This window comes from Endozoicomonas sp. 2B-B (assembly GCF_053470045.1).
Window position 1 is genome coordinate 1,618,863 of the sequence record NZ_JBLZMU010000001.1, and the last position, 25,521, is coordinate 1,644,383.

The 25,521-nt window shown below is 47.8% G+C and carries 21 protein-coding genes; 6 read left to right on the forward strand and 15 right to left on the reverse strand.

The window, feature by feature from the left end; translation table 11 throughout:
• Positions 1-108 precede the first annotated feature (108 nt).
• The 5 genes from ACOMHB_RS06435 to ACOMHB_RS06455 form a co-directional block, all read right to left on the reverse strand.
• Positions 109-2,088: a hypothetical protein gene (locus ACOMHB_RS06435; protein WP_448215957.1), complete on the reverse strand. Its 1,980-nt coding sequence runs from the start codon at positions 2,086-2,088 to the stop codon at positions 109-111.
• Positions 2,089-2,424: 336 nt separating this feature from the next.
• Positions 2,425-4,341 (reverse strand): F-box/WD repeat-containing protein, encoded by a 1,917-nt coding sequence (locus ACOMHB_RS06440; protein WP_448215958.1) that lies wholly within the window; start codon positions 4,339-4,341, stop codon positions 2,425-2,427.
• Positions 4,342-4,458: 117 nt separating this feature from the next.
• The gene (locus tag ACOMHB_RS06445; RefSeq protein ID WP_448215959.1) at positions 4,459-6,411 is read right to left on the reverse strand and encodes an F-box/WD repeat-containing protein; all 1,953 of its coding nucleotides are present in this window, start codon (positions 6,409-6,411) and stop codon (positions 4,459-4,461) included.
• Positions 6,412-6,576: 165 nt separating this feature from the next.
• Positions 6,577-8,493: an F-box/WD repeat-containing protein gene (locus ACOMHB_RS06450; RefSeq protein ID WP_448215960.1), complete on the reverse strand. Its 1,917-nt coding sequence runs from the start codon at positions 8,491-8,493 to the stop codon at positions 6,577-6,579.
• A gap of 148 nt (positions 8,494-8,641) precedes the next feature.
• Positions 8,642-9,760 carry a WD40 repeat domain-containing protein gene (locus ACOMHB_RS06455; RefSeq protein WP_448215961.1) on the reverse strand — a complete coding sequence of 373 codons (1,119 nt, stop codon included), beginning with the start codon at positions 9,758-9,760 and terminating at the stop codon, positions 8,642-8,644.
• Between the two features lie 129 nt (positions 9,761-9,889).
• Here ACOMHB_RS06455 and ACOMHB_RS06460 point away from each other — a divergent pair.
• A protein-coding gene (locus tag ACOMHB_RS06460; RefSeq protein ID WP_448215008.1) for an IS3 family transposase occupies positions 9,890-11,454 on the forward strand; the annotation gives its coding sequence in 2 pieces (ribosomal slippage) (positions 9,890-10,343 and positions 10,343-11,454; 1,566 coding nt in all).
• Between the two features lie 1,208 nt (positions 11,455-12,662).
• On the opposite strand, the gene ACOMHB_RS06465 is transcribed toward ACOMHB_RS06460, so the two are convergent.
• Positions 12,663-13,151, reverse strand: coding sequence for a pilin (locus tag ACOMHB_RS06465; RefSeq protein ID WP_448215962.1), 489 nt, complete (start codon positions 13,149-13,151; stop codon positions 12,663-12,665).
• Between the two features lie 550 nt (positions 13,152-13,701).
• Here ACOMHB_RS06465 and ACOMHB_RS06470 point away from each other — a divergent pair.
• Together ACOMHB_RS06470 and ACOMHB_RS06475 are read left to right on the forward strand one after the other, a co-directional pair.
• The gene (locus ACOMHB_RS06470) at positions 13,702-14,178 is read left to right on the forward strand and encodes a hypothetical protein (protein ID WP_448215963.1); all 477 of its coding nucleotides are present in this window, start codon (positions 13,702-13,704) and stop codon (positions 14,176-14,178) included.
• A gap of 17 nt (positions 14,179-14,195) precedes the next feature.
• The gene (locus tag ACOMHB_RS06475) at positions 14,196-14,483 is read left to right on the forward strand and encodes a type II toxin-antitoxin system ParD family antitoxin (RefSeq protein ID WP_448215964.1); all 288 of its coding nucleotides are present in this window, start codon (positions 14,196-14,198) and stop codon (positions 14,481-14,483) included.
• A 64-nt stretch (positions 14,484-14,547) separates the two neighbouring features.
• Here the strand turns inward: ACOMHB_RS06475 and ACOMHB_RS06480 are convergent, their stop codons facing one another.
• From ACOMHB_RS06480 to moaD, 6 genes are all read right to left on the reverse strand, one after another.
• Complete coding sequence (locus ACOMHB_RS06480) at positions 14,548-14,994, reverse strand: DUF29 domain-containing protein (RefSeq protein WP_422132552.1); 447 nt, start codon at positions 14,992-14,994, stop codon at positions 14,548-14,550.
• 64 nt (positions 14,995-15,058) lie between these two features.
• On the reverse strand, positions 15,059-16,132 hold the full coding sequence (gene modC / locus ACOMHB_RS06485) for a molybdenum ABC transporter ATP-binding protein (RefSeq protein WP_448215965.1): 1,074 nt from the start codon (positions 16,130-16,132) through the stop codon (positions 15,059-15,061).
• A complete protein-coding gene (gene modB, locus ACOMHB_RS06490; RefSeq protein WP_422132550.1) occupies positions 16,132-16,806 on the reverse strand; it encodes a molybdate ABC transporter permease subunit in 675 nt (224 codons plus the stop codon). Before modB ends, modC begins: the two co-directional genes overlap by 1 nt.
• Positions 16,806-17,555, reverse strand: coding sequence for a molybdate ABC transporter substrate-binding protein (modA, locus tag ACOMHB_RS06495; protein ID WP_448215966.1), 750 nt, complete (start codon positions 17,553-17,555; stop codon positions 16,806-16,808). The genes modB and modA overlap by 1 nt, the downstream gene beginning before the upstream one ends.
• Complete coding sequence (gene moaE, locus ACOMHB_RS06500) at positions 17,552-18,007, reverse strand: molybdopterin synthase catalytic subunit MoaE (RefSeq protein WP_448215967.1); 456 nt, start codon at positions 18,005-18,007, stop codon at positions 17,552-17,554. Before moaE ends, modA begins: the two co-directional genes overlap by 4 nt.
• A 2-nt stretch (positions 18,008-18,009) precedes the next feature.
• A complete protein-coding gene (gene moaD / locus ACOMHB_RS06505) occupies positions 18,010-18,255 on the reverse strand; it encodes a molybdopterin converting factor subunit 1 (RefSeq protein WP_422132547.1) in 246 nt (81 codons plus the stop codon).
• A gap of 80 nt (positions 18,256-18,335) precedes the next feature.
• Here moaD and ACOMHB_RS06510 point away from each other — a divergent pair, with 80 nt between their 5' ends.
• Positions 18,336-18,899, forward strand: coding sequence for an MYG1 family protein (locus tag ACOMHB_RS06510; protein WP_448215968.1), 564 nt, complete (start codon positions 18,336-18,338; stop codon positions 18,897-18,899).
• 43 nt (positions 18,900-18,942) lie between these two features.
• Here the strand turns inward: ACOMHB_RS06510 and moaC are convergent, their stop codons facing one another.
• Genes moaC through mobA form a run of 3 tightly spaced genes read right to left on the reverse strand, consistent with a single transcriptional unit; the run spans position 18,943 to position 20,547 of the window.
• Positions 18,943-19,419: a cyclic pyranopterin monophosphate synthase MoaC gene (moaC, locus tag ACOMHB_RS06515; protein ID WP_448218610.1), complete on the reverse strand. Its 477-nt coding sequence runs from the start codon at positions 19,417-19,419 to the stop codon at positions 18,943-18,945.
• Positions 19,416-19,940: a molybdenum cofactor biosynthesis protein B gene (moaB, locus tag ACOMHB_RS06520; protein WP_448218611.1), complete on the reverse strand. Its 525-nt coding sequence runs from the start codon at positions 19,938-19,940 to the stop codon at positions 19,416-19,418. The genes moaC and moaB overlap by 4 nt, the downstream gene beginning before the upstream one ends.
• Before the next feature lie 19 nt (positions 19,941-19,959).
• Entirely contained in the window at positions 19,960-20,547 is a 588-nt protein-coding gene (gene mobA, locus ACOMHB_RS06525; RefSeq protein WP_448215969.1) for a molybdenum cofactor guanylyltransferase, read from the reverse strand.
• 176 nt (positions 20,548-20,723) lie between these two features.
• Here mobA and ACOMHB_RS06530 point away from each other — a divergent pair, with 176 nt between their 5' ends.
• Complete coding sequence (locus ACOMHB_RS06530) at positions 20,724-23,933, forward strand: hypothetical protein (RefSeq protein WP_448215970.1); 3,210 nt, start codon at positions 20,724-20,726, stop codon at positions 23,931-23,933.
• Between the two features lie 77 nt (positions 23,934-24,010).
• On the forward strand, positions 24,011-25,501 hold the full coding sequence (locus tag ACOMHB_RS06535; RefSeq protein WP_422132543.1) for an SLC13 family permease: 1,491 nt from the start codon (positions 24,011-24,013) through the stop codon (positions 25,499-25,501).
• Positions 25,502-25,521 lie beyond the last annotated feature (20 nt).

Genomic DNA, 25,521 nt, shown 5'->3' on the forward strand with positions numbered 1-25,521 from the left:
CTGGTTGGCAAGGATATTCAAAATTGAGTCTGCAGCTTGGACTGGGTTTCAGTGTAAAAGTTCACAATAATCTTTAGCGCAACAGGGAGTTAGAAAGTTCGATTACTATCAGCAATCATTCATACTTAGTTCAGTGATGCTCGCCGTGTCCTTGCCATGGATGGTCAACAATTGGTCATCGGCGCTGAGGGTGGCTGATCGGATAATATCAGGATGGGAAATGCTGACTTTTTCTTCCCATAATCCATCGCTGTTCTGACCAACAATTTTCACTGTTCCAGTGAAACTGGTAGCGATCAAATGGCGGCTATCGACACTAAAGGTTGCTAATGTAATAAAACTATCATGGGAGATGATGGCTTTTTCTCTCCATGATCCATCGATCTTCAGGCCATAGATTTTCATCATGAGATCATTACTGCAGGTGATGACATGACGGCTATCGGGGCTGAATTTGGCAAAGTAGACATTTCTGTTATGGGAAATGATGGCTTTTTCTTCCCATGATCCATCGTCCTTCTCGCCATAGATTTTCGCTTTGTGATCTAAATTGGCGGTCACCACATGGCGGCTATCGGCGCTGAATTTGGCTGAGCACTCCCTTAGGTAACCGGAAATTGATTCAAGAAACTCCCAGGCTGTTGTACCAGCTGAGCAGTGACTCAGGTAATCGGAAATGATGGCTTTTTCTTGCCATGATCCGTTTTTATCCTGGCCAGAGATTATCGCCTTGTCATCGTCACCAGAGGTCATTAAACAGCGACTATCGGGACTGAATTTGACTGACTTGACCTTTCCATTATGGGAAATGATGGCTTCTTCTTCCCATGATCCATCAGCATCCAGTCTATAGATCTGTGCACTGCCATTATCTCTGGTGATCACCACATGGCGACTATCGGAGCTGAAGGTGACTGAGACAAAATGGGAAACAATGGCCTTTTCCAGCCATGACCCATCGTCTGTCTGGCCATAGATTTTCGCTGTCCTATCCAGGCTGGCGGTCACCACATAGCGGCCATCGGGGCTGAAGGTGGCTGTGTGGACATCGTCATCATGTGGAATGATGGCTTTTTCTGTCCATGACCCATCGTCACTCTGGCCATAGATTTTTGCCCTTTGATCCCAACTGGTGGTTACCAGATAGCGACCATCTTTGCTGAAGGTGGCAAAACTGACACTGGCATCATGGGAAATAGTGGCTTTTTCTTCCCATGAACGTTCGTCCTTCTTGCCATAGATTTTCGCTTTGCCGTCGTCACTGTAGGTCAACACATAGCGGCTATCGGGGCTGAAGGTGGCTGATTTGACCCATTTATCATGGGAAATAGTGGCTTTTTCTTCCCATGATCGTTCGTCCTTCTTGCCATAAACTTTCGCCTTGCCATCCGTACTAGTGGTCACTACGTAGCAGCTATTGGCACTGAAGGTGACTGATCTGACAATCTGATTATGGGAGATAGTGCCTTTTGCTTGCCATGTTCCATCGCTCTCCTGACCATAGATTTTACAGGTCTCATAGTCACATTCGATCACCAGGTGGCGTCCATCGGCACTGAAGGCAGCTAAGTGGTCTCTGGTAATACAGGGGACGGTGGCTTTAGTCTCTAATTTAAATGTTTTACATTGACACATCAGTTTAGTGAGAGTGGAAAAGAACAAAGCAGGAAAGTGAATACTTGCCTGACGATCCATGATTGACTTGATTAATGCCTCATCCTTTGTAAAACGCTGCAACCATTTCTGGAGTTCATTTTTATCTTTTGTAGCAACAATTGTCTTTAGACGAGTCTGGTGTGATGAAGCCAGCCGACGATACCATGCCCTTGCCATTGCATCATTATTTTCGAGCCTGTTGTTAATGGATGAATTTACCCGTGTTAAATGGGCAATATCGCGAGCCTGCAAATAAGTAAAAATTTTGGATTGTATATCCTCGGGTAAATCAAGCAATAATGAAAACTCTTTCTTGTCACGTTCAATGACGTTCTTGCCCATAGCGGTACTACTTGGAGTATCTGATGGAGGTTGGTCTGCTGTTGATGAGCGTGGAGTAATATTGCAGGAGCTGCTATTTAAGCAATCCATAGTTTGTTTTCCATGGTTGTTATTTATCCCTGGTTGGCAAGGATATTCAAAATTGAGTCTGCAGCTTAGAGTCGGTTTTAGTAGGAAAGTTTACAATAAGTACCTAACCAGTTGGTTTCGCATATTCTGGACGGCGGCTTTTTCCACCCTTCTGCGTTCCAACTCTGGTTGCGTAGCTATGGCTACGCGCCCGTCGTTGCGCCTTGAAGGATGAAAAAATCCACTCGCCAGAATATGCGAAACCAACTGGCCAGGTACTTAACAACTCGCTTCGTGCAGGAACGAGTTGTAATTATGCGACAACTTCTAACCACAGGATTGACAGCAAACAATCAGTCATCCATCCATCCGCAGTTCAGTGATTTTCGCTGTGTTATCGCCATGGATGGTCAACACATGGCTATTGATGCTGAAGGTGGCTGATACGAGTCCACCAGGATGGGAACTGGTGGCTTTTTCTTCCCATGATCCATCGCTGTTCTGACCATAAATTTTCACTGTTCTATCGAAACTGGCAGTGACAACATGGCGGCCATCGACACTAAAGGTGGCTAATCTAATATCGTCACCATTGGAGATGATGGCTTTTTCTTTCCATGATCCATTGATCGTCAGGCCATGGATTTTCACCGTGTTATCTATACCGCAGGTGATGACATGACGGCTATCGGGGCTGAATGTGGCACAGTAAACACCCATGTTATGGGAAATGATGGCTTTTTCTTCCCATGATCCATCGTCTTTCTTGCAATAGATTTTCGCTTTGCCATCTAAACTGGCGGTCACCACATGGCGGCTATCGGCGCTGAATTTGGCTGACCAGATGCTATTGTCATGGGTAATGACGGCTTTTTCTTTCCATGATCCGTCTTTATCCTGGCCAGAGATTATCACCTTGACATTGTCAGTGAAGATCATTAAACAGCGACTATCGGGGCTGAATTTGTCTAAGTTAACCTTTCCATTGTGGGGAATGATGGCTTTTTCTTCCCATGATCCATCGGCATCCAGTCTATAGATTTTTGCACTGCCATTTTTTCTGGTGATCAACACATGGCCACTATCGGAGCTGAATTGGACTGAGACAAAATGGGGAATAATGGCTTTTTCCAGCCATGACCCGTCGTTCTTCTTGCCATAGATTTTCGCTTTGCTATCCAGGCTGGTGGTTATCACATAGCAGCTATCGGGGCTGAAGGTGGCTGTGTAGACAGTGTCATCATGTTGAATGATGGCTTTTTCTGCCCATGACCCATCGTCACTCTGGCCATAGATTTTTGCCCTGTGATCGCGACCGGTGGTTACTACACAGCGACCATCTTTGCTGAAGGTGGCAAAATGGACCTTATCATCATGGGAAATAGTGGCTTTTTCTTCCCATGATCGTTCGTCCTTCTTGCCATAGATTTTCGCTTTGCCGTCGTCACTGTAGGTCAACACATGGCGGCTATCGGGGCTGAAGGTGGCTGATTTGACCCGGTGATCATGGGAAATAGTGGCTTTTTCTTCCCATGATTGTTCGTCCTTCTTGCCATAAATTTTCGCCTTGCCATCCATGCCAGCGGTCACTATATAGCGGCTATTGGCACTGAAGGTGACTGATCTGACTTTCTCGTCATGGGAGATAGTGCCTTTTGCCAGCCATGATTCATCGCTCTCCTGATCATAGATTTTACAGGTTTTAGAGTCACAGGCGATCACCAGGTGGCGTCCATCGGCGCTGAAGGAAGCTAAGTCCTTTAAAGTATTACAGGGGATGGTGGCTTTAGTCTCTAATTTAAATGCTTTACATTGACACATCAGTTTAGTGAGAGTGGAAAAGAACAAAGCAGGGAAGTGAATACTTTCCTGACGATCCATGATGGACTTGATTAATGCCTCATCCTTTGTAAAACGCTTTAACCATTTCTGGAGTTCATCTTTTTCTTTTGAAGTGACGATTGTCTCTAGACGAGTCTGGTGTGATGCAGCCAACTGGCGATACCACGCCCTTGCCATGGCATCATCATTTTCGAGCCTGTTGTTAATGGATGAATTTACCCGTCTTAAATGGGCAATATCACGAGCCTGCAAATAAGTGAAAATTTTGGATTGTATATCCTCGGGTAAATCGAGCAATAATGAAAACTCATTCTTGTCATGCGCAATGACTTCCCTGCCTGCGTTGGTTCCACTTGGTGTATCTGATGGAGGTTGGTCTGCTGTTGATGAGCGTGGAGTAATATTGCAGGAGCTGCTATTTGGGCAATGCATAGTTCGTTTTCCATGGTTGATATTTATCCCTGGTTAGCAAGGATATTCAAAATTGAGTCTGCAGCTTAGAGTCAGTTTTAGTAGGAAAGTTCACAATAAGTTATTGAGAGTCATGAATCAAAAGAGGCGACACATAATAGCCTGAAACAGGGAGTATTCATTCATTCCTAGTTCAGTGATTATCGCCGTGCACGCGCTATGGGTGGTCAACAAACGGTCATCGGTGCAGAGGATGGCTGATCCGACAAAACCAGGATGGGAACTGGTGGCTTTTTCTTCCCATGATCCATCGCTATTTTGACCATAAATGTTCACTGTTCCATCGTAACCGACAGTGACCACATAGCGGCCATCGGCACTAAAGGTTGCTAAGCTAATACCCTTATCATGGGAGATGATGGCTTTTTCTCTCCATGATCCATCAATCTTCAGGCCATGGATTTTCACCGTTAAATCTTCACTGCAGGTGATGACATGACGGCAATCCGGGCTGAATTCGGCAAAGTAGACATTTTTGCTATGGGAAATGATGGCTTTTTCTTGCCATGATCCATCGTCCTTCTTGCCATAGATTTTCGCTTTGTAATTTAAACTGGCGATCACCAGATGGCGGCTATCGGCGCTGAATTTGGCTGAGCAGTCACTCAGGTAATCGGAGATGCTGGCTTTTTCTTGCCATGATCCGTCTTTATCCTGGCCAGAGATTATCACCTTGTCATCGTCACTGGAGGTTATTAAACAGCGATTATCGGGGCTGAATTTGACTGAGTTGACCTCTGCATTGTGGGAAATGATGGCTTTTTCTTCCCATGATCCATCAGCATCAAGTCTATAGATTTTTGCAATGCCATTTCTTCTGGTGATCACCACATGGCGACTATCGGAGCTGAAAGTGACTGAGACACAACAGGAAATAATGGTTTTTTCCAGCCATAAACCATCGTTCTTCTTGCCATAGATTTTTGCCTTGCCATCCATGCTTTCGGTCACCACATAGCGGCTATCGGGGCTGAAGGTGGCATAGTAGACTGTTTCGTTATGGGAAATGATGGCTTTTTCTGCCCATGACCCATCGTCACTCTGGCCATAGATTTTTGCCCTGTGATCGCAGCTGGTGGTTACTACACAGCGACCATCTTTGCTGAAGGTGGCAAAATGGACCTCATCATCATGGGAAATAGTGGCTTTTTCTTCCCATGATCGTTCGTCCTTTTTGCCATAGATTTTCGCTTTGCCGTCATCACTGTAGGTCAACACATGGCGGCTATCGGGGCTGAAGGTGGCTGAGCGGACCCAGTGACTGTGGCAAATAGTGGCTTTTTCTTCCCATGATCGTTCGTCCTTCTTGCCATAAATTTTCGCCTTGCCATCCATACCAGCGGTCACTACATAACGGCTATTGGCACTGAAGGTGACAAATCTGACTTGCCTGTCATGGGAGATAGTGCCTTTTGCTACCCACGATTCATCGCTCTCCTTGCCATAGATTTTACAGGTTCTGGAGTCACAGGCGATCACCAGGTGGCGTCCATCGGCGCTGAAGGAAGCTAAGTCCTCTAAAGTGTCACAGGGGAAGGTGGTTTTAGTCTCTAATTTAAATGTTTTACATTGACACGTCAGTTTAGTAAGAGTGGAAAAGAACAAAGCAGGAAAGTGAATACTTTCCTGGCGGTCCATGATTGACTTGATTAATGCTTCATCCTTTGTAAAACGCTTTAACCATTTCTGGAGTTCATCTTTATCTTTTGTAGCGACAATTGTCTCTAGACGAGTCCGGTGTGATGGAGCCAACTGGCGATACCACGCCCTTGCTATGGCATCATCATTTTCGAGCCTGTTGTTAATGGATGAATTTACCCGTCTTAAATGGGCAATATCACGAGCCTGCAAATAAGTGAAAATTCTGGATTGTATATCCTCGGGTAAATCGAGCAATAATGAAAACTCTTTCTTGTCATGCGCAATGACTTCCCTGCCTGCGTTGGTTCCACTTGGTGTATCTGATGGAGGTTGGTCTGTTGTTGATGAGCGTGGGGTAATATTGCAGGAGCTGCTATTTGAGCAATGCATAGTTCGTTTTCCATGGTTGATATTTATCCCTGGTTGGCAAGGATATTCAAAATTGAGTCTGCAGCTTAGAGTCGGTTTTAGTGGGAAAGTTCACAATAATCTTTAGCGCAACAGGGAGTTAGAAAGTTTGATTGGTATAATGTGGGTCTGGGCCAGTAACAGCAATCATTCATTCATACTTAGTTCAGTGATTCTCGCCTTGCCCGTGTCATGGGTGGTCAACAAACGGTCATCGGCGCTGAGGATGGCTGATTCGATACGACCAGAATGTGAACTGGTGGCTTTTTCTTCCCATGATCCATCGCTGTTCTGACCATAAATGTTCACTGTCCCTTCGAGACTGACAGTGACCACATGGCGGCCATCGGCACTAAAGGTTGCTATTGTAATGCCCCTATCATAGGAAATGTTGGCTTTTTCTCTCCATGATCCATCGATCTCCAGGCCATGGATTTTTACCGTTAAATCTTCACTGCAGCTGATGGCATGGCGGCAATCGGGGCTGAATGAGGCATAGTAGACACTTTCGTCATGGGAAATGATAGCTTTTTCTTCCCATGATCCATCGTCCTTCTTACCATGGATTTTCGCTTTGAAATCTAAACTGGCGGTCACCAGATGGTGGCTATCGGCGCTGAATTTGGCTGAGCAGTCACTCAGGTAATCGGAAATGATGGCTTTTTCTTGCCATGATCCGTCTTCATCCTGGCCAGAGATTATCGCTTTGCCATCGTCACTGGAGGTTATTAAACAGCGACTATCGGGGCTGAATGTGACTGAGTTGACCTCTGCATTGTGGGAAATGATGGCTTTTTCTTGCCATGATCCATCGGCATCCAGTCTATAGATTTTTGCACTGCCATTTCTTCTGGTGATCACCACATGGCGACTATCGGAGCTGAAAGTGACTGAGACACAACAGGAAATAATGGTTTTTTCCAGCCATAAACCATCGTTCTTCTTGCCATAGATTTTTGCCTTGCCATCCATGCTTTCGGTCACCACATAGCGGCTATCGGGGCTGAAGGTGGCATAGTAGACTGTTTCGTTATGGGAAATGATGGCTTTTTCTGCCCATGACCCATCGTCACTCTGGCCATAGATTTTTGCCCTGTGATCGCAGCTGGTGGTTACTACACAGCGACCATCTTTGCTGAAGGTGGCAAAATGGACCTCATCATCATGGGAAATAGTGGCTTTTTCTTCCCATGATCGTTCGTCCTTTTTGCCATAGATTTTCGCTTTGCCGTCATCACTGTAGGTCAACACATGGCGGCTATCGGGGCTGAAGGTGGCTGAGCGGACCCAGTGACTGTGGCAAATAGTGGCTTTTTCTTCCCATGATCGTTCGTCCTTCTTGCCATAAATTTTCGCCTTGCCATCCATACCAGCGGTCACTACATAACGGCTATTGGCACTGGAGGTGACAAATCTGACTTGCCTGTCATGGGAGATAGTGCCTTTTGCTACCCACGATTCATCGCTCTCCTTGCCATAGATTTTACAGGTTCTGGAGTCACAGGCGATCACCAGGTGGCGTCCATCGGCGCTGAAGGAAGCTAAGTCTTTTAAAGTATTACAGGGGATGCTGGCTTTAGTCTCTAATTTAAATGTTTTACATTGACACGTCAGTTTCGTGAGAGTGGAAAAGAACAAAGCAGGAAAGTGAATACTTTCCTGGCGATCCATGATTGACTTGATTAATGCTTCATCCTTTGTAAAACGCTTCAACCATTTCTGGAGTTCATCTTTATCTTTTGTAGCGACAATTGTCTCTAGACGAGTCCGGTGTGATGGAGCCAACTGGCGATACCACGCCCTTGCTATAGCATCATCATTTTCGAGCCTGTTGTTAATGGATGAATTTACCCGTCTTAAATGGGCAATATCACGAGCCTGCAAATAAGTAAAAATTTTGGATTGTATATCCTCGGGTAAATCGAGCAATAATGAAAACTCATTCTTGTCACGTACAATAACGTTCTTGCCCGTAATGGTACCTCTTGGTGTATCTGATGGAGATTGACCTGGTGTTGATGGGCGTGGAGTAATATTGCAGAAGCTGCTATTTGAGCAATCCATAGTTCCTTTTCCATGGTTGTTATTTATCCCTGGTTGGCAAGGATATTCAAAATTGATTCTGCAGCTTAGAGTCGGTTTTAGTCTGAAAGTTCACACTATTGATATATGCGTAACCAATAAGAAAACAGGGCTTTGATCCGCGAAATATTCATTCATCCACCCACCCATCCATCTTTAGTTCCGTGATTTTCGCCGTGTTATCGGTATGGATGGTCAACACATGGCCATCGGCGCTGAAGATGGCTGACCTGATCCTGCAACCATGGGAAATGGTGGCTTTTTTTTGCCATGATCCATCACTTACCTGACCATAAATTCCCGATGTTTTTTCGTCACTGGCAGTGACCACATGGCGGCCATCGAAGCTAAAGACTGCTGATCTGATTCCCAAACCATGGGAAATGGCCGTTTTTTCTTGCCATGATCCATCGTCCTTCAGGCCGTTGATTTTCACCTTTCTATCATAACTGCGGGTCATCACATGGCGGCTATCGACGCTAAAGGCTGTTGATTTGATTTCCAAATAGTGGGAAATGGTCTTTTTTTGTTTCCATGATACATCGTCCTTCTGGCTATAGATTTTCGCTTTGCCATGGAAACAGGAGGTGATTAGATGGCGGCTATCGGGGCTGAAGGTAGCTGAATTGACCTGATCATCATTAGAAGTGGTGGCTTGTCTTTTCCACGATCCATCGTCCTTCTGGCCATAGATTTTCACCCTGCCATCACAGGTGCAGGTCATCATACGTCGGCTATCGGGGCTGAAGGTGGCTGATCTGATGCTATACCCATGGTATTTGCTGGCTTTTTCTTTCCATGATCCATCGGCCTCCAGACCATAGATTTTCGTCTTACAATCTTCACTGCAGGTCACCACATGGCAGCTATCGGGGCTGAAAGTGGCTGACCGGACCCAATCATTATGACAGAGAGTGGCTTTTTCTTCCCATGAACCACCGGCCTCCAGGCCATAGATTTTCACCTTGTTATCGGCACTGCGGTTCAATACATGGCGGCCATCGGCGCTGATCTTGGCTGAGTATAAGGAGTTGTCTCGGGAAATAGTCGCTTCTTCCCATGATCGTTCGTCCTTCTTACCATAAATTTTCGTCTTGCACTTTCTACTGGTTGTCACTACGTAACGGCCATCAGCACTAAAGGTGACCGATTTGACACCGGAACCATGGCAGATAGTGCCTTTTGCTTGCCATGTTCCATCGCTCTCCTGACCATAGATTTGAAAGGTTCTGGAGTCACAGGCGATCACCAGGTGGCGGCCATCGGCGCTGAAGGCAGCTAAGTCCTTTGAACTGCTACAGGGCCCGCTGTGTCAGGATAGTTGTCCCGCTCACTGATTAACCAATAAAAGCTAGACAGTGGGCGATGGACGTTGAATATGCCTCGTTTTTCAGAGGAACGTAAATCAGCTGTTTTGAAAAAACTGTTACCACCACACAATCGCTCTGTGCCGGATGTTGCCAGAGAGGAAGGTATCAGCGAACAAACCCTGTATAATTGGCGTAAAAAACTACGGGACAAAGGATTACCTGTGCCAGGGAACGAACAAAAATCAGAACAATGGTCTGCTGAAAGCAAGTTTGCCGTGGTCGTCGAAACCGCTGCTTTGTCAGAAACAGAGTTAAGTGAATACTGCCGTAAAAAAGGGCTTTATCCTCAACAAGTCAAGGAGTGGAAGCACGCTTGTATTTCAGGTGCTGTTCAGGCTTCTCAGCGTGCAGACCAGGAAAGCAAGCAATTAAAACAAGAGCGTAAGCGCAATCAGAGCCTTGAAAAAGAGCTTCGCCGTAAAGACAAGGCGTTGGCAGAAGCTGCAGCCCTGCTGGTGCTATCAAAAAAGCTCGATGCCTTCTACGGGATAGACAGCGAGGACAACTGACACCTGTCGATAAGCGCCGCCAACTGCTGACATGGTTTGATGAGGCTATAGCAAACGGCGCTTCTCGCTGGAAGGCTGCTGAACAATTGGAAATATCCCTGAAAACACTGAATCGCTGGCGCGATGACAATGGTGCAGTGTTAACGGACAAACGCCCGGATGCCTTGCGCCCGGTACCCTCTAACAAACTGACTGAGGAAGAGGAGCAACGTATTCTGACTATCAGTAATGAAGATGAGTATGCGAGCCTGCCACCATCGCAGATCGTGCCAGCCCTTGCAGACAAGGGAGTATACGTTGCTTCTGAATCTAGCTTTTACCGTGTGTTGAAAAAGTATGGTCAGTTGCACCACCGCGGTCGTTCAAGAAAGCGATCGAAAAGCAACAAGCCGACAACCTATGTTGCTACTGGCCCTAACCAGGTCTGGTGTTGGGACATCAGTTACATACCTTCCAGGGTACGCGGCCAGTTCTGGTACCTCTACCTGATACTGGACGTTTACAGTCGTAAGATTGTTGGTTGGGAGATTCATAGCCGTGAGTCTGGTGAGTTAGCCAGTGAACTGATTAACCGGACAATGGTGGCTGAAAAATGCACTAAAACACCGCTTGTACTGCACTCAGACAATGGGGCTCCAATGACGTCGAGTACCTTTAAGGCCAAGCTTGAGGAATTGGGCATTATTCCCTCTCATAGTCGCCCAAGGGTGAGTAACGATAACGCATTTGCAGAATCGATCTTTAAAACGGTGAAGTACTGTCCTCAGTGGCCATCTCAAGGTTTTCTGACGTTAGAACACAGTCGACAGTGGATGCTGAAGTTTGAGCGCTTTTATAACAATGAACACCGCCATAGCTCAATCCGCTTTGTGACACCTGCGCAACGGCATGAGAAAAGAGATCAGGAAATCCTGAATCACCGGAAACAGGTGTATACCAAAGCGCGAGAAGCTAATCCAACGCGCTGGTCAGGAGTTATCAGAAACTGGGAGCCTGTAGGTGCGGTTGCACTGAATCCTGAGCGGTTGTCTGAAGCAAGAATTAACGAGAAAAAGGCAGCCTAAAATTCAGTTTTCGGGACAACTATCTTGAAAAACTCCGGTCCTAGATTATTGTTTCTGGGGGATTCAAGGATGGGGGATTCAAAGGGATTCAAAGACACCCATATATAAATGTGGATGCCCCCGGATTCATGGGAGAAATTTATGGGTGTCTTAGATTACTCCTTTTTTTCCTATCCAGAGAAACCCACATATAAATGTGGGTGTCCTAGTTTATTATACAAGGATAGTAGCATTATTGATACTATATTCAAACTGTTAAACACTCCATAGACATGAATAGACCCTTTGGGTCCTGGTGTGGGTGCCCATATTTTTTCTCAAGTTAGTGAGTTCGGCTTTTGAGGGGAGGGGTATGTATTTCCAAACAGCGTGCGGCTACGAGTCAGAAATTTTGTGGGTGTCTTAGATTACTCGTTCTCTATGTGGAAAATGACTTCCTCGAAAGACTGATCCCGTTCGCGGATCAGCTGCTGATTCTTCTGAGGGTTCCAGTTAAAGCGTTTCATCAGAGAAGTATAGCGAATGTGTGCCTTTTGTCATCAAATAAAGCAGGCAATAGTGATTCAATAGTTCGGCTTTCTGGGGGATTCAAGGATGGGGGATTCAAAGACACCCATGCAAGATTCAAGGACACCCATATATAAATGTGGGTGTCCTAGATTATTGTTTCCTAGATTATTGTTCTTAGAGATAAATGTGGGTGTCTTAGATCACTTGGGGGATTCAAGGACATCCACATATAAGTGTGGGTGTCCCAGATTATTGCCAGTTTAATAAATATGGGTGTCCCAGATTATTGCTTTTTTTCCTATCCAGAGAAACCCACATATAAATGTGGGTGTCTTAAATTACTCGCTCCCATTTTGAGAAACCCACAAATAAATGTGGGTGTCCCAGATTATTTTTAGATTACTTTTTTTAGGGTTTCCCAGATTATTGTATTTGTGGGAGATAAATATGGGTGTCCTAGATTATTTTCCTATCCAGAGAAACCCACATATAAATGTGGGTGTCCTAGTTTATTGTTAGATCACTTGGGGGATTCAAGGACATCCACATATAAGTGTGGGTGTCCCAGATTATTGTTTCTCAGATTATTTTCTTCCCAAAGACACCCATATATAAATGTGGGTGTCTTAAATTATTTGCCCACAAATAAATGTGGGTGTCCTAGTTTATTTTTTGTGGGTGTCCCAGATTACTTCTCCTTAATTCACTCGGCAATTAGCAGGCACTAAATCATCCTCTATTGGATTGTTACCATCAGCATCACCTGACTGGCAAACCCAAACACCGGCAGCAGATCGGAAAAGTGTTATAGCGTTTCCGTTTACATCAGGAGTACCACTAGTAAAAGAATAAACAATTGCACCAGCACCATCTTCAGCAGGGGCCGACTCGTCTACATCAGTTGTGGAAGGGTCATCGGGAGTAGCGGTGGATGGAACTAATGTGATATTTCCATTACTTGGCTGATTCACTCCAATATCTGCAGGAGTACCAGTGACAACACCATTTTCCATGACCCAGTTTTCCACACCTACTTTATTTGCAGCGATCGCACTGAGAGCAGTACTAACCAAAGCACGGCTTTGATATGCCTGATACTGCGGAATAGCCACAGCCGCCAAAATCCCAATAATCGCCACAACGATCATCAATTCAATCAGCGTAAAACCACTTTGTTGTTTTTTCATTATTCCTAGCCCCCTGAGGACATACATTTTTATTATTCATTATTAAGCCACTAGGGTACGCAAGCACCCGCCAAAAACGACACACGGCCACCCTGGCTTGCTCAGTCTACCCACTGCACCCGACAGTGACGCTTCCATAAATACTCTTTCATCCAGTCCATTGTCTGATGGGCAGAATACGATGAAAAAATAACCACTCATGGCTGTAATGTCTTCCTGACTGCTCGCTGAGAGCTTTTTGATGCAAAACTTTCTGTCCTGAGACCCTGTGCGAAAGCGGTACATCAACCTTATCCAACTGCAGAGACCGCACACAGATAAGGGAACATCCTTAGAGCATTACGATATATCCCAGAAAGAAAAAAGCAACCTTTTTCTGGTGTATTTGTGTTGTTTTGGCCAACTTTTTCAGCTTGACAAAAAACACGGTTTCTGACGTTTAGTTGCCTGACAAAAGACAGCCCCTGAGCCACACAGGATTCTGGCAAAAAGAAGGGTTTCAACTATAGTTCCTCCCACTATCAGTTTAAGGCCAACAAGGAGCCCACCTGTGCAAAATGCCCTGTTTAAAGAACTCAAAAGAATGGGTATGAACGAAGATATAGCCTTGGAGTTCGTCAGTAGAGAGCTTCCTCAAAACCTCGCCACCAAAGAAGATATTCTGGTGCTTCAGGAAAGCATCCTGCAAGTCAAACTTGATACAGAACGTAGTATTGCCTCATTACGAGAAGAGATGCACGTCGGTGATAATAAACTTCAGGCTGAATTCGTAAGTCTACGGGAAGTAATGCATACCGATCAGAATAAACTACAGGCTGATTTTGTAAACCTGCGAGAAGAAACTCATCAATCCATCCACGAGCTGCGCATGGACAATAAGGACATCCGGGCCGAAATGAAAGAAATGAGAGCTGAGATTCGCAGTGAACTGGCCGTACTGAGCCGACAGTTCTGGATTACTTTTGGAGGTCTGATTACTACTATTGTTAGTGTCTTTCTGATCAACTATTACTTTCACATGCCATAGTGCACTGAGCCAATAAGATGCCAAAAAATACCTGCATTACCCTTGGAGAACACTTCGACAATTTTATCTCAAGGCTAGTCGATAGTGGTCGTTATGCCTCAGCCAGCGAAGTCATCAGGGATGCGTTGCGGCTGCTTGAAAACCAGAACAAAAAGCTGGAAACCCTCCGGCAGCTCTTGATAGAAGGCGAAGAAAGTGGACATGCAGACTACCAACCAAGACTGGGGGATGACGCAGAGCGTTTTGCTGAAGATGTCAGAATGGCTCGTTCTAACGACTCATTACCAGATTCATCATGGGACTGATCGATGTCACTTAAATGCTGGTTGCCGAACAATCCCCCCACAAAAAAGCCTGTTAAAAGGGAGGCTATTGTAGAAAGTCTGCTGGCCAGAAATCAGCACTCATAGCTTGGTCGTAAGTCCAGGGACAAGTCGAAGGAAACGTCTCAATAGTCAACCCTGTCTCTTTGGTCGCCTCAATCAGTGCATACCGGTAGGCTCTTTCCATGGCTGCCGGGATTCTGGGTTTAAGGCTGGGGTTATCGTTAATGTGATCCGAGAGTTCTGCCCTTTGGCCTATAATCGTATACCGCCAGCTATTGGATTGCAGACCCGGTTGATATTGCCACTTCAGCAAATGCATCAAGAGAATCTTCAAACGACTGACTAGCTCTCGATGCAGGTTTTTCCCCATAGCTTCTATTTCCAGTGCAATATTCTTGATATCGGCTTCATCCAAATTCCCGGACCTGAGCAAATCAAGCTGTTGATTGACCCATCCGTAAAAGTCAGAGTCGTAAAGTGGCTCGCCCATCAGATATCCCTCCTGCCAAAGTAGCTATTATAGTCATTCATTCTGAATTCAGTGCGTCTTAACCTCAAACCACTTCCAACCCCGAAGCCTTAAAATGGGCAAACACCTTCATGCCAATTTTCAGCGCCAAGCGATCCACCGACTTTCGTGTCACCAGGGCCATTAATGTCTGCTCACCCAGACTTAATGTGATTAACTGGTGCCAGTCGTCTCTTGTTTGTATTGAATCAATCACCACCGGCAAACGATTCAAAACACTGGTGTCGCAAAAATCTTCCAGGACAATACTTACTTCATGGGCAGGAACAATCATTCGCACTCTGGCCCCTAACGCCAAACCTGACTCGTGAACGTGCAGCGTATAGCCTTCCGCACTCAGAACGGTAAGCCCATAGTCTTTATCATGATCAACCACTTCTGCTTCCAGCATGGATAACAGCGGCTCATGCTGATCATCTACGGCTAATGCGCTGTTTAACAGAGTCTGACTCTGATCTTTGCCGGTCACAGTGCCCCGGTGCAGTAATAACACCTTATCTGTCAGGCGAGCCACCTCTTCTCTTGAATGACTGACCATGATGATGGGGATATTAAAATCCCGGTGAATACTTCTTAAGCAGGGCAATATCGTTGCCTTGGAATCCCAATCCAGAGAGGCCAGAGGCTCATCCATTAACAGCACCTGTGGCGCATTCAACAAAGTACGGGCAATGGCTACACGCTGTTTTTCTCCGCCGGACAAGGTTTCAACGCCGCGACTTAACAAGTGACCAATGCCTGATTGCTCGACGACTGCTGCAAAGGTTAATCCCTGTCGATCAGTGTTTGAGCGCTTCATGGAAAACTGCAGGTTACCCAGAACGCTCAAGTGTGGAAATAAACGGGCTTCCTGAAAGATGTAACCTATCCCACGTTGTTCCGGGGGTACAAAAATACCCTGTTCGCTGTCCATCCAGACCTGTTCATTAAACTGAATCCGACCCTGCACCTGTTTTTCCAGACCGGCAATGGCTCTGAGCAGCGAGGTTTTGCCACAGCCCGAAGCACCCATGATGCCCCAGACTGCATTGAGCTTCAGGGAGCTATTGATGGAAAGATCAAATCGATCCCGGGGCAGTTGAATATCCAGTTTCAACATCAATGGTTACTCACTCCAGACACCTGTCGCTTGTCAATGCTATAGAGGGCTACCAGCATCACAAGAGCAAAGGTTAACAAACCCGCTGCCATAGCGTGAGCCTGATCCAGCTGTTGGGTTTCCACCGCATCGTATAAAGCAATGGACAATACCTGGGTTTCGCCGGGAATATTGCCGCCAATCATCAGCACCACACCAAACTCGCCCACAGTATGAGCAAACCCCATACAGGCAGCCAGCAAAAGTGCTCTGAGGGAATTAGGCAGAACCACATTCATAAACCGGTCAAGCCGACTGGCACCCAGCATTGAGGCGGCTTCAAGCAGACCATAATCCAGCTGCTCAAACGCTCTTTGCAGAGGTTGTACGACAAATGGCAACGAATACAGTACAGAAGCAACCACCAGCCCTGAAAAACTGAATGCGAGGGTAGAACCGGTTAGATCAACCCACCACTGGCCCAGAATATTGTCTGGCGAGAAGGCGATTAACAGATAAAAACCGAGTACCGTCGGCGGAAGCACCAGTGGCAAACCCACAAAAGCTTCTATCAATGGCCGAAAACGACTTTTCATATTGGCCAGCTTCCAGGCCAGAGGGACCCCCACCAGCATTAATAGCAGCGTCGTCGTCAGAGCCAGTTTAATAGTCAGCCAGATGGCTGTGGTCAGCATTATTTCGCCCTATCCTTGATGGCTCGAAAATAGCCATGCTCAGCAATATATTTCTGGGACGAGACAGACAACACAAACGCCGAAAACGCCTGAGCTATCTTTTTATGCTCTGTCCTTTTCAGTATCACCATATCCTGACGAACGGGATCATAAAGCCTGTCCGGCACATAGGTGATTTGCTTCAGCTCTTCACCCGTCAGCTGAGATAAGGCAACCAGTCCCATATCAACATTACCGCTGGCAACAAACTGCCAGGTCTGCTGAATGTTAGCGCCCTGAACCAGCCGCCCCTGATAACTCTGCCATAACCCCAATTTTTCAAGAGATTGTTTTGCCGCCAGTCCGTAGGGAGCGGTTGCGGGGTTGGCAATAGCCAGTCTTCCCTGCCAGTCTTTGAGCTGCTCAATGGAAGAGGGTTTTTTATGTTCTGTTCGATGCCACAGAACCAGACGTCCATAGGCGTATGTTCTGCGGCTGTCTGGCAGCACCCTGCCATTGCTTTCCAGCTTCAGGGGTCGGGCTTGATCGGCTGAGAAAAAAAGATCAAAAGGAGCACCGTGCATAATCTGGTGATAGAGCACGCCGGTCGACGCTGAAGAGATACTGACCCTGTGGCCGGTCTGACGCATAAACTGTTCAGCCAGATGTTCCAGCACAGGTTTAAAATTGGCCGATACCGCCACTCGAAGATTGGCGGCGGTTGCGCCTATGCTCAACAACAGTGTCAGCATACCCAGCCAATACTTCACAAGGATTCCTGTCCCCAGCGTTTGGCTGACTGTTCATCGGACTCTCTGGCATCGACCCAGCGATCACCTTCTGGCGTGGTTTCCTTTTTCCAGAAAGGAGCGCGGGTTTTCAGGTAGTCCATAACAAACTCACAGATCTCAAAGGCTGCTTTGCGGTGGGCACTGGCCACACCGACAAAAACAATTCTGTCGCCCGGCTGAAGCTGTCCGACCCGGTGAATTACTTTAATGGCTTGCAGTGGCCAACGTTCTGCGGCTTCATCAATAATTTCCTGGAGCGTCTTCTCGGTCATACCCGGATAATGTTCCAGGTACAGCCCTCCCACATCATCCCCAAGGTTTTCATCCCGCACCAGTCCGGTGAAAGTCACCAGCGCCCCGGTACCGGTGTTGCCACTGAGCTGATCCTGTTCATAGCCCGGATCAAAGTCGTCTTTCTGTATCGAGATCATGATCACCCTCCGGTGACGGGGGGAAAGAAAGCAATTTCGTCGCCTTCTTTTATTTCAAAATCCTTGCGGGTCATGGTCTGGTTCAAAGCCACCAGAGTGCGTGAGTCATTGACGACTTCCTGCCAGTCTTGCCCCTTTGCAGAGAGCAGACTTCGGAGTGCAGAAAGATTCTCTGGAATCTCTGCCAGCTCCAGTCTGTCTGTACCCAGCTTTTCCCGGTAGCTGGCAAAAAAAAGAACCTTAATCACCGGATTTACTCTCCTCTGGAAAAAGTCTGCTACTTTGAGAGTTCTACTCAATAACGTTCTACTAAAACAAGGCTGTATTTATGTCACCCATCGAAGCCAGACTCGACATACTGGAAATACAACATAAAAACCTGGACGCCGACGTGCATAGCCTCGCAAAGGTCTGTGCAGAAATCAAAAATATCGCTCTGACCAATCAGAGTGATATCACCGGATTAAAGCTTGATGTCGCAGACGTTATCAACGACATTGCTGATGTTAAAAATGATGTTGGGTCGGTTAAGGAACATGTCAATGCCTTAACCGCTGCAACCCATGCCGGCTTTATGAGAACCGACAAACGCTTTGATGAGATGGACGCCAGATTCACCGAGCGTATGGATCAAACGGATAAAACAATTAATCAAATGAACACTGAGCTCAATGAACGTATGGATCATATGGACTCAAAATTCACCAAGCGCATGGACCAGATGGACTCAAAATTCACAAAACGCATGGACCAGATGGACTCAAAATTCACCGAACGCATGGACCAGATGGATTCAAAGTTCGCCGAACGCATGGAGCAGATGGATGCCAAGTTCACTGAACGCTTTGAACAACTGGAATTATTAATCCGGCAACGACAACCCGTTAACTAAAAACCGCAAAACCAGTGGCAGCTTCCTATGTTGCCACAGCCATCTACCCTGCTTTGTAGTGGCCGCCCTTGCCACCGCTTTTCTCAAGCACCCGCACACCTTCAATGCACATATCCTTATCCACCGCCTTGCACATGTCGTAGATTGTCAAAGCCGCCATTGAAGCTGCTGCCAGTGCTTCCATTTCAACACCGGTTTTACCGCTCAGGCGACAGCAGGTCTCAATACGTATGCGGTTTTGCTCTGGCTCAAGTTCAAATTCTACGCCAATGAAGTTAAGCATTAACGGATGACACAGAGGGATCAGGTTGCCACACTGTTTGGCAGCCTGAATACCGGCAATGCGTGCTACCGCCAGAACATCGCCTTTCTTGAGACCATTGTCGGCTACCAGTGCCAGCGTTTCCGGCTTCATCACCACGAAACCTTCTGCCCTGGCTTCACGCCGGGTGACATTTTTGTCACCCACGTCCACCATGCTGGCCTTGCCCTCGTCGTTGGTATGGGTGAGCGACATCAGCCTTCAACCTTTTTGAGTTGCTCGACAAAGTTGCAGGGGCGGTGACGACGGTCCAACTGCTCTCTGATAATACCTTCCCAGGCAGTCTTGCAGGCGTTGTTAGAACCCGGCATCACAAAAATGATGGTGCTATTGGCCAGGCCGGCAACGGTTCTCGACTGAATGGTGGAGGTGCCCACCTGCTCATAGGAGAGTTGCCGGAACAGCTCGCCATAACCGTCTACCTCTTTGTCAAAAATGGGGAGTAAGGCTTCCGGTGTACTGTCACGGCCCGAAAAACCTGTGCCGCCGGTCACCAGAACGACCTGAACATGGTCTGAGGCGATCCAGCGGGATACGACTTCACGAATCTTGTAGATATCGTCTTTGACAATGGCTTTGTCAGCCAATTTATGACCGGTGGCAGTCAGATGATCCACCAACAGTTGGCCGGAGGTATCTGTTTCCTCTGTGCGGGTATCAGAAACAGTCAGAACCGCAATATTCAGGGGTACTAATTCAGTTGCTTGCTTATGAGCCATCATGTCTCCGTTAATACCGTTAATCATTTCTCAAGCTTTCCCCGCTCATGGCTTTCAGGGCACGATGCCACTCATCGGGGGTGTTGGTGTTCTGGAAATGCACTGCCATTGGGGCAGGAAGCGGGACAGCCACACCCTGCAGACGATCAAACAGCCGTCCAAGTGAATAGTCTTTGTGATCCTGACTGCTCAGCGCACTATTGACGGCACTTCGTAGCTGGCTGTCGACAGGCAGAATAAGTGGCAGGGAAAAGGTTTCAAAGATAACCGCCCTGCCCAGCTCAGCTGCAGATAATACCAGCTTCCTGCAGGCTTCCGGTGGCAATAGAGGCATATCCACCGGTACCACTAAAAGGTTCACACCATCGGATAGAATGTCAATGGCCGCATGAACACCGCCAAGAGGCCCCCGGCCAGGTATTTTATCCACCAGCGCCCTGCTGCCAAACTGGTTACCACTGAGCAGTACTTTATCGATACCCGACTCATACAGCAGATTTTGCATATGTTGAAACAGCGGAATGTTCTGCCAGAGCAGACGAGCCTTGTCCTGCCCCATTCGGGAAGACTGGCCACCCGCCAGCACCAGTCCGATAGTTTGGGTCATATTCAGGCACCCTGACCATAAAACGTTTTGTCAGATGAACGGGTTGAGGATTCTACCAGTCTGTCCTGTAGAGGTTAAGGCTGAAAAGTTGCATAAGTACCTAACCAGTAACCAAAAATGACTGGTCGTTTAAATCTGCTCTTTACCGACCCGATTCCGTGCCGCTAATTAAATTGATGGATTCCATCCTGCAGACTCCCGGGAGCGAAAAAAGTCTTTCCCGGTCAATCAGGGAAGCATCAGAGACTGACATGCCCAGCATAGAAGAACACATAAGCCATCATCTGGGGCTCATCGACCAGGCTACTCAGGAAGGGCGGGCCTGTCGTGTCGCTATGGACAGGGATGGCCGACCAGTTGTAGAGACCTCCCCAAAAGAGTTTCTGAAGCAAGGCCCCTGGAAACTGTTACACCGGAGAAACAGAGAGGCTGAAAGAACGCTCAGGGAAATGATCATCGACGTTATTCGCAAGCCTGAGACTAGCTTATCTCTGCGAAAACAGGTCTTCGAAGGCGCCAAAGCCGGTCGATACGTCTTTTTTTCGGAAAGGGAAGCCAAAGTAATAGAAGAAAACGCAGCACTGATGTTACGCCCTGACCGAAAAAAAGAACCCGTTACCAGCAAACCTCTGCCAAAAAGAAAAGTCAAACTGGTGGATGCCATGAACTTCAAAGGACGGATCAGAGAGGTGTCCGGCAACCCGAAGAGGCACCGGTTTCCCGATGCCATGAAATGCAGTGGCCCTGCCAGAGAGGTTAAAAAAAGGACACCTCCGGAAATCCCTGCTATTCCCTTTACGCCACCGACCATTATTGTTACTCCACCCGCTGAAGAGGCCCAACAGCCCGGTGAATCAACATCGATAGACTTCGAAGCAACGCCTGTGCTTCAGCAGCCGTCAGAAACCACAGACTCTTCGCCCATCAACGGCGGCATCCCCTACATACCGACACCGGTGGAAGTGCCGGAAGACCCGCCTGAGGCCCCGGTTTCCCCAATATCAAGACCTATCACTCTGGTCCCAATGGATTCGCTTGAACGCCCGGTGATTTTTCCGAAAGTGCCCCGGCTTATGCTCGAAGAGGCTCGAAAAGAGCTGGAGACAAAGCTGCCTGCAATCAATCTTGCCGACGCAGATCAGTTTCTTTGGTTGTACTACACCTGTGTGTTTCTCGAAGAACACACATCCGACGACTCGGATGAATTAAAAGCGCAGCTGGAGCAAAGCTTTGCCGCTGCCGGTCTGTCTAATCAATACAGAAAACGACAAACCGAACAAATGTGGCAGGCGGTTCGCATGCTGAAAGCCGACTTGTCGCCCGAAGCGTTCACTGAATGCACGGATGAGATCAGTCAAATCAGCAGCCCCATGCGTTTCAGCCTTACCCAGCATCTGGTCAGGGATATCAATCAACTCGGTTTTCGAAAACTGCCCTACCCCAACGGCGATCCGGCTAAAAGAATCGATGCATTTCAGCTGGAGTTTCTCGAGCAGGTTAAAGATACCGACGAATTAATGGAAGAGCTGGGCTTTGAAATCGAAGATCCCGATGAAAGTGACCACCCCCTGGAAGCCAGGGCAAAGCTGGTGGATGTCAGGGCACAGCTAGAGAACGAATTATTAACCTACAGCACCGAGCACGAGTCCTTTGCTCAGTTGGTTGACCAGCTGGAAGAGGTTGATCCTGCTGAAATCAGAAAGAAAATCGAAGATGAAATAACACTCACCGGGGAAGAATTACAGGCCATTATCGCAGCCAAAAAGCAGAAACTGGAAATAGCGCAGCGGCTGGGAAAAAAGTGGGGAGACTCCCTGCTGCTGGACGGACGTAACTGGCCAGACAGCTATTCCAGGCAAACGTTATCGAAACTTTATGATCTTGCCAGTCTGGACAGCCCGGCCATTAACGCCACTCTTACTGGCTGGATTCTGGATAAACATCAGCAGGCGGAATACCATCCACAAGTTATCATTGATGGTTCCGGCATCCATGGACTGCTGGCGGCGTTGACACAGGTTGAAGCTGGCGCCAATGTTACCCTGTTATTGAACCCGGAACCCGTCTTTGCTGCCAACGAGACAGTCCGGCTCGACCCACAATGGATGGAAGCATTACGCTTTCATCTCGGTGCACAGTTTGACCTGCTGTTTACAAGCCTGCCAGACCCTGAACACCATTCTCCACAAAACACTGACAGCAGCTCAGGTCTGCTGCACCCGGACGGTTTTGGAGAAATTTCAGCGGGCACCCTGCATCAGGCTCTCTGGAACCAGGTCCTTGAGATGGCCGGGCCTGATGCGTCGCCCCTTAAAATGGTCGCCAATGCCCGGGTCGTCGATATTGAAGCGCCTGATCAGCAAAATACAAAACATCTTGTTCATCTGGAACATCAGAGCGAACAGGGCAGCCACAGGAACAAAGTCCCTGTGGACCTCCTGATCAATGCCCGGGCAGAGCCTGACGCGCCCAGCGCCGAATATCTGGCAACAGAAACCGTCGATGATAAAGCCCATAAGGCCGGGACTGACGGGCAAGCCAGGCCGCCAAAGCGTTTAGCCTGTCGGTGTGCATTTTCATTGCCCCTGGCTTCCGCTCTCAATGAAACTGCCCTAAGGAGCCCTTTCTACACGACGGTCACCGACTCGTCATTCAGCCGGTCTTTGGCCAAAAACATGCAGGAGAGACTGGGTCATATGGCGCCTGTCCTTCCCGGTATCAGAGAGAACATGCTCAACAGAATCCAGCTCAACCTGATCGAAAGGAAGGAAGATTTCGACAACAACAGCCAATATACAATCACTGGCGAATTGGAAAAGCTCTGCCTCTCACTTAAGAATGAACCTGTACCGTTGAAAATCTTTCACACTGAAAACCGGCACGTCATCCAGATTGACATGGAGCTACCTGCCCAACTGTGCCAGTTTCTTGAAATTGCCGATGCCTACCTGCAACACAATGACGCAACTACCCAAGAGGCAGCAGCCATTCGTCAGCAGATTCTGGCGGCCTGGTTTGAAACGGTGGTGCATACAGAATTGCCTGAACGGGGCATCCAACCGGAACACCTGAGACTGGATTCCCTGTCTACTTTTGCACCGGAAAAGACAGCTCTTGATCCCGCCGTTGAGACCCTTGAGGCTGATAACAGCGTGCTCACCATAACGGCCATTGGCCCTGCAGCCGTCAAAAACCCAATGTCTCCCGAAGCTAACCAGACCTCGGCCAGAGAACATATCTTCCAGTGTCAGGCGTTGACTGAAAAACTGTCGGAGCACTACAGCCCGGAGGGTCATCTTAAGGACGCTGAAAACCTGCTGGAAGACGCAGAAGATATGGCACAAAAGTACTTATTACTGCAAAAATTCGTTTTTGAAGACGATTAATCCTGCAAGAACTTCATCCTTTATTAGACTTTAAGGTTCCTCTCCTACGAACACTAATAATTGAATGAGGTTGTATCATGTCCAGCCATCTGGAAAACACTACAGCATTGAAACAATGGACTGCAAGACTGGCTGTTCCCCTGTCGTTCTGTGCACTCCTTCTGGTGATCTCTTTGCCTCTTGAAGGTTTGACCGCTTATGGCCAGATTATGCTGGGCATTCTGGTTTTGGCGGTCATTCTCTGGGTAACAGAAGCTTTGGCTTACCCTATCAGTGCCCTGCTTATTGCTGCACTGGTTACCCTCCTGACAGGCATTGTCCCCAGCAGTGAAACCGGTGCAGTCCTGGGTACCAGTAAAGCACTGGGACTGGCGATGAAAGGCTTTTCATCGCCCAGCATCATTGTTATAGCCGGTGCACTGATCATGGCTGCCGCAATGCAGTCCACAGAGCTGGACAAACGTATCGCCCTGACCATTCTGTCACGCATTCGCCCCAGCCCCGGCGCTATTATTGCTGGCTGCCTTCTGGTCGGCGTGGTGTTTTCGTTTATGATTCCTTCACCCACTGGGCGTACGGCCGTTCAGGTTCCTATTCTGGCAGGGGTGATCGCGACACTGGGTCTGGACCCCAAAAGCCGTCTGGCGGCGGTATTGATTATGGGGGCCGCCCAGGTCAGCACAATATGGAACGTTGGTGTCATGACAGCCACCGGCCACAATGTGGCGGGCCTTGAGTTGATGCATGAACACACGGGCTTCACCATGACCTGGATTCAATGGTTGATCCATGCCGGTCCCTGGTCGGCCCTGATGACGGTAATCCTGTATTTTATTTTGAAAATGGAGGTCAAGGGACACGCTTTGAAAGACGACATCGGCCAATGCCTGGACACCTCTTCCGACCCCTGGACCTCCCAACAGAAAAAGCTGGCACTTTTTACCGTTCTCCTGATCAGCCTCTGGGTGACCGAGGGCACGTTTCACCACATTACTGTTCCAGCCACCATGTTATTGATGTCCGTTTGTCTGCTGCTGCCCGGAATTGGGGTCTTTGAGAGCTGGAAAGATATTGAGAAACGCATTCCCTGGGGCGTCATCGTCATGTTTGGCGTCAGCATCAGTCTCGGTCAGCAACTGGTGAGTACAGGCGCTGCTGCCTGGCTGGCAGAACGCTGTTTTTCATCCATGGAAATTCACACCATGTCGTTGGCCCTGCTGGTGTTCGTGATGACATTGTTTACTGTGGTCATGCATTTGGGCTTTGCCTCGGCAATGAGCCTGACCGTAGCATTGCTGCCGGTATTCCTGGCTTTTGCCGACACCCTGCCAGACAGCATGATACATAACGCCATGGGGCTGGTGCTCATACAACTGTTTGCCGTGAGCTTTGGTATGATTCTGCCGGTGAACTCACCCCAGAACATGGTGGCCTATTCAACAGGCACCTTCCAGGCAAAAACATTTGCCCGGATCGGTTTGCTGCTGACTCTGGCCAGTCTGTTGACCTTTGTACTCTTCTCAATGACCTGGTGGCAGTGGACCGGACTCTTGTCTCCGACCCATTAGCCAAAACAGGATAGAGTGTG

Bases quoted from the DNA above. Each gene is read 5' to 3' on its own strand.
- ACOMHB_RS06440 (WP_448215958.1), bottom strand. From the start codon at position 4,341: ATGCATTGCCCAAATAGCAGCTCCTGCAATATTACTCCACGCTCATCA.
- ACOMHB_RS06510 (WP_448215968.1), top strand. From the start codon at position 18,336: ATGTCACCCATCGAAGCCAGACTCGACATACTGGAAATACAACATAAA.
- ACOMHB_RS06450 (WP_448215960.1), bottom strand. From the start codon at position 8,493: ATGGATTGCTCAAATAGCAGCTTCTGCAATATTACTCCACGCCCATCA.
- modC (WP_448215965.1), bottom strand. From the start codon at position 16,132: ATGTTGAAACTGGATATTCAACTGCCCCGGGATCGATTTGATCTTTCC.
- ACOMHB_RS06535 (WP_422132543.1), top strand. From the start codon at position 24,011: ATGTCCAGCCATCTGGAAAACACTACAGCATTGAAACAATGGACTGCA.
- ACOMHB_RS06530 (WP_448215970.1), top strand. From the start codon at position 20,724: ATGGATTCCATCCTGCAGACTCCCGGGAGCGAAAAAAGTCTTTCCCGG.
- mobA (WP_448215969.1), bottom strand. From the start codon at position 20,547: ATGACCCAAACTATCGGACTGGTGCTGGCGGGTGGCCAGTCTTCCCGA.
- ACOMHB_RS06480 (WP_422132552.1), bottom strand. From the start codon at position 14,994: ATGGGCGAGCCACTTTACGACTCTGACTTTTACGGATGGGTCAATCAA.
- ACOMHB_RS06445 (WP_448215959.1), bottom strand. From the start codon at position 6,411: ATGCATTGCTCAAATAGCAGCTCCTGCAATATTACCCCACGCTCATCA.
- moaB (WP_448218611.1), bottom strand. From the start codon at position 19,940: ATGGCTCATAAGCAAGCAACTGAATTAGTACCCCTGAATATTGCGGTT.
- ACOMHB_RS06465 (WP_448215962.1), bottom strand. From the start codon at position 13,151: ATGAAAAAACAACAAAGTGGTTTTACGCTGATTGAATTGATGATCGTT.
- ACOMHB_RS06475 (WP_448215964.1), top strand. From the start codon at position 14,196: ATGCCAAAAAATACCTGCATTACCCTTGGAGAACACTTCGACAATTTT.
- moaE (WP_448215967.1), bottom strand. From the start codon at position 18,007: ATGATCTCGATACAGAAAGACGACTTTGATCCGGGCTATGAACAGGAT.
- ACOMHB_RS06435 (WP_448215957.1), bottom strand. From the start codon at position 2,088: ATGGATTGCTTAAATAGCAGCTCCTGCAATATTACTCCACGCTCATCA.
- modB (WP_422132550.1), bottom strand. From the start codon at position 16,806: ATGCTGACCACAGCCATCTGGCTGACTATTAAACTGGCTCTGACGACG.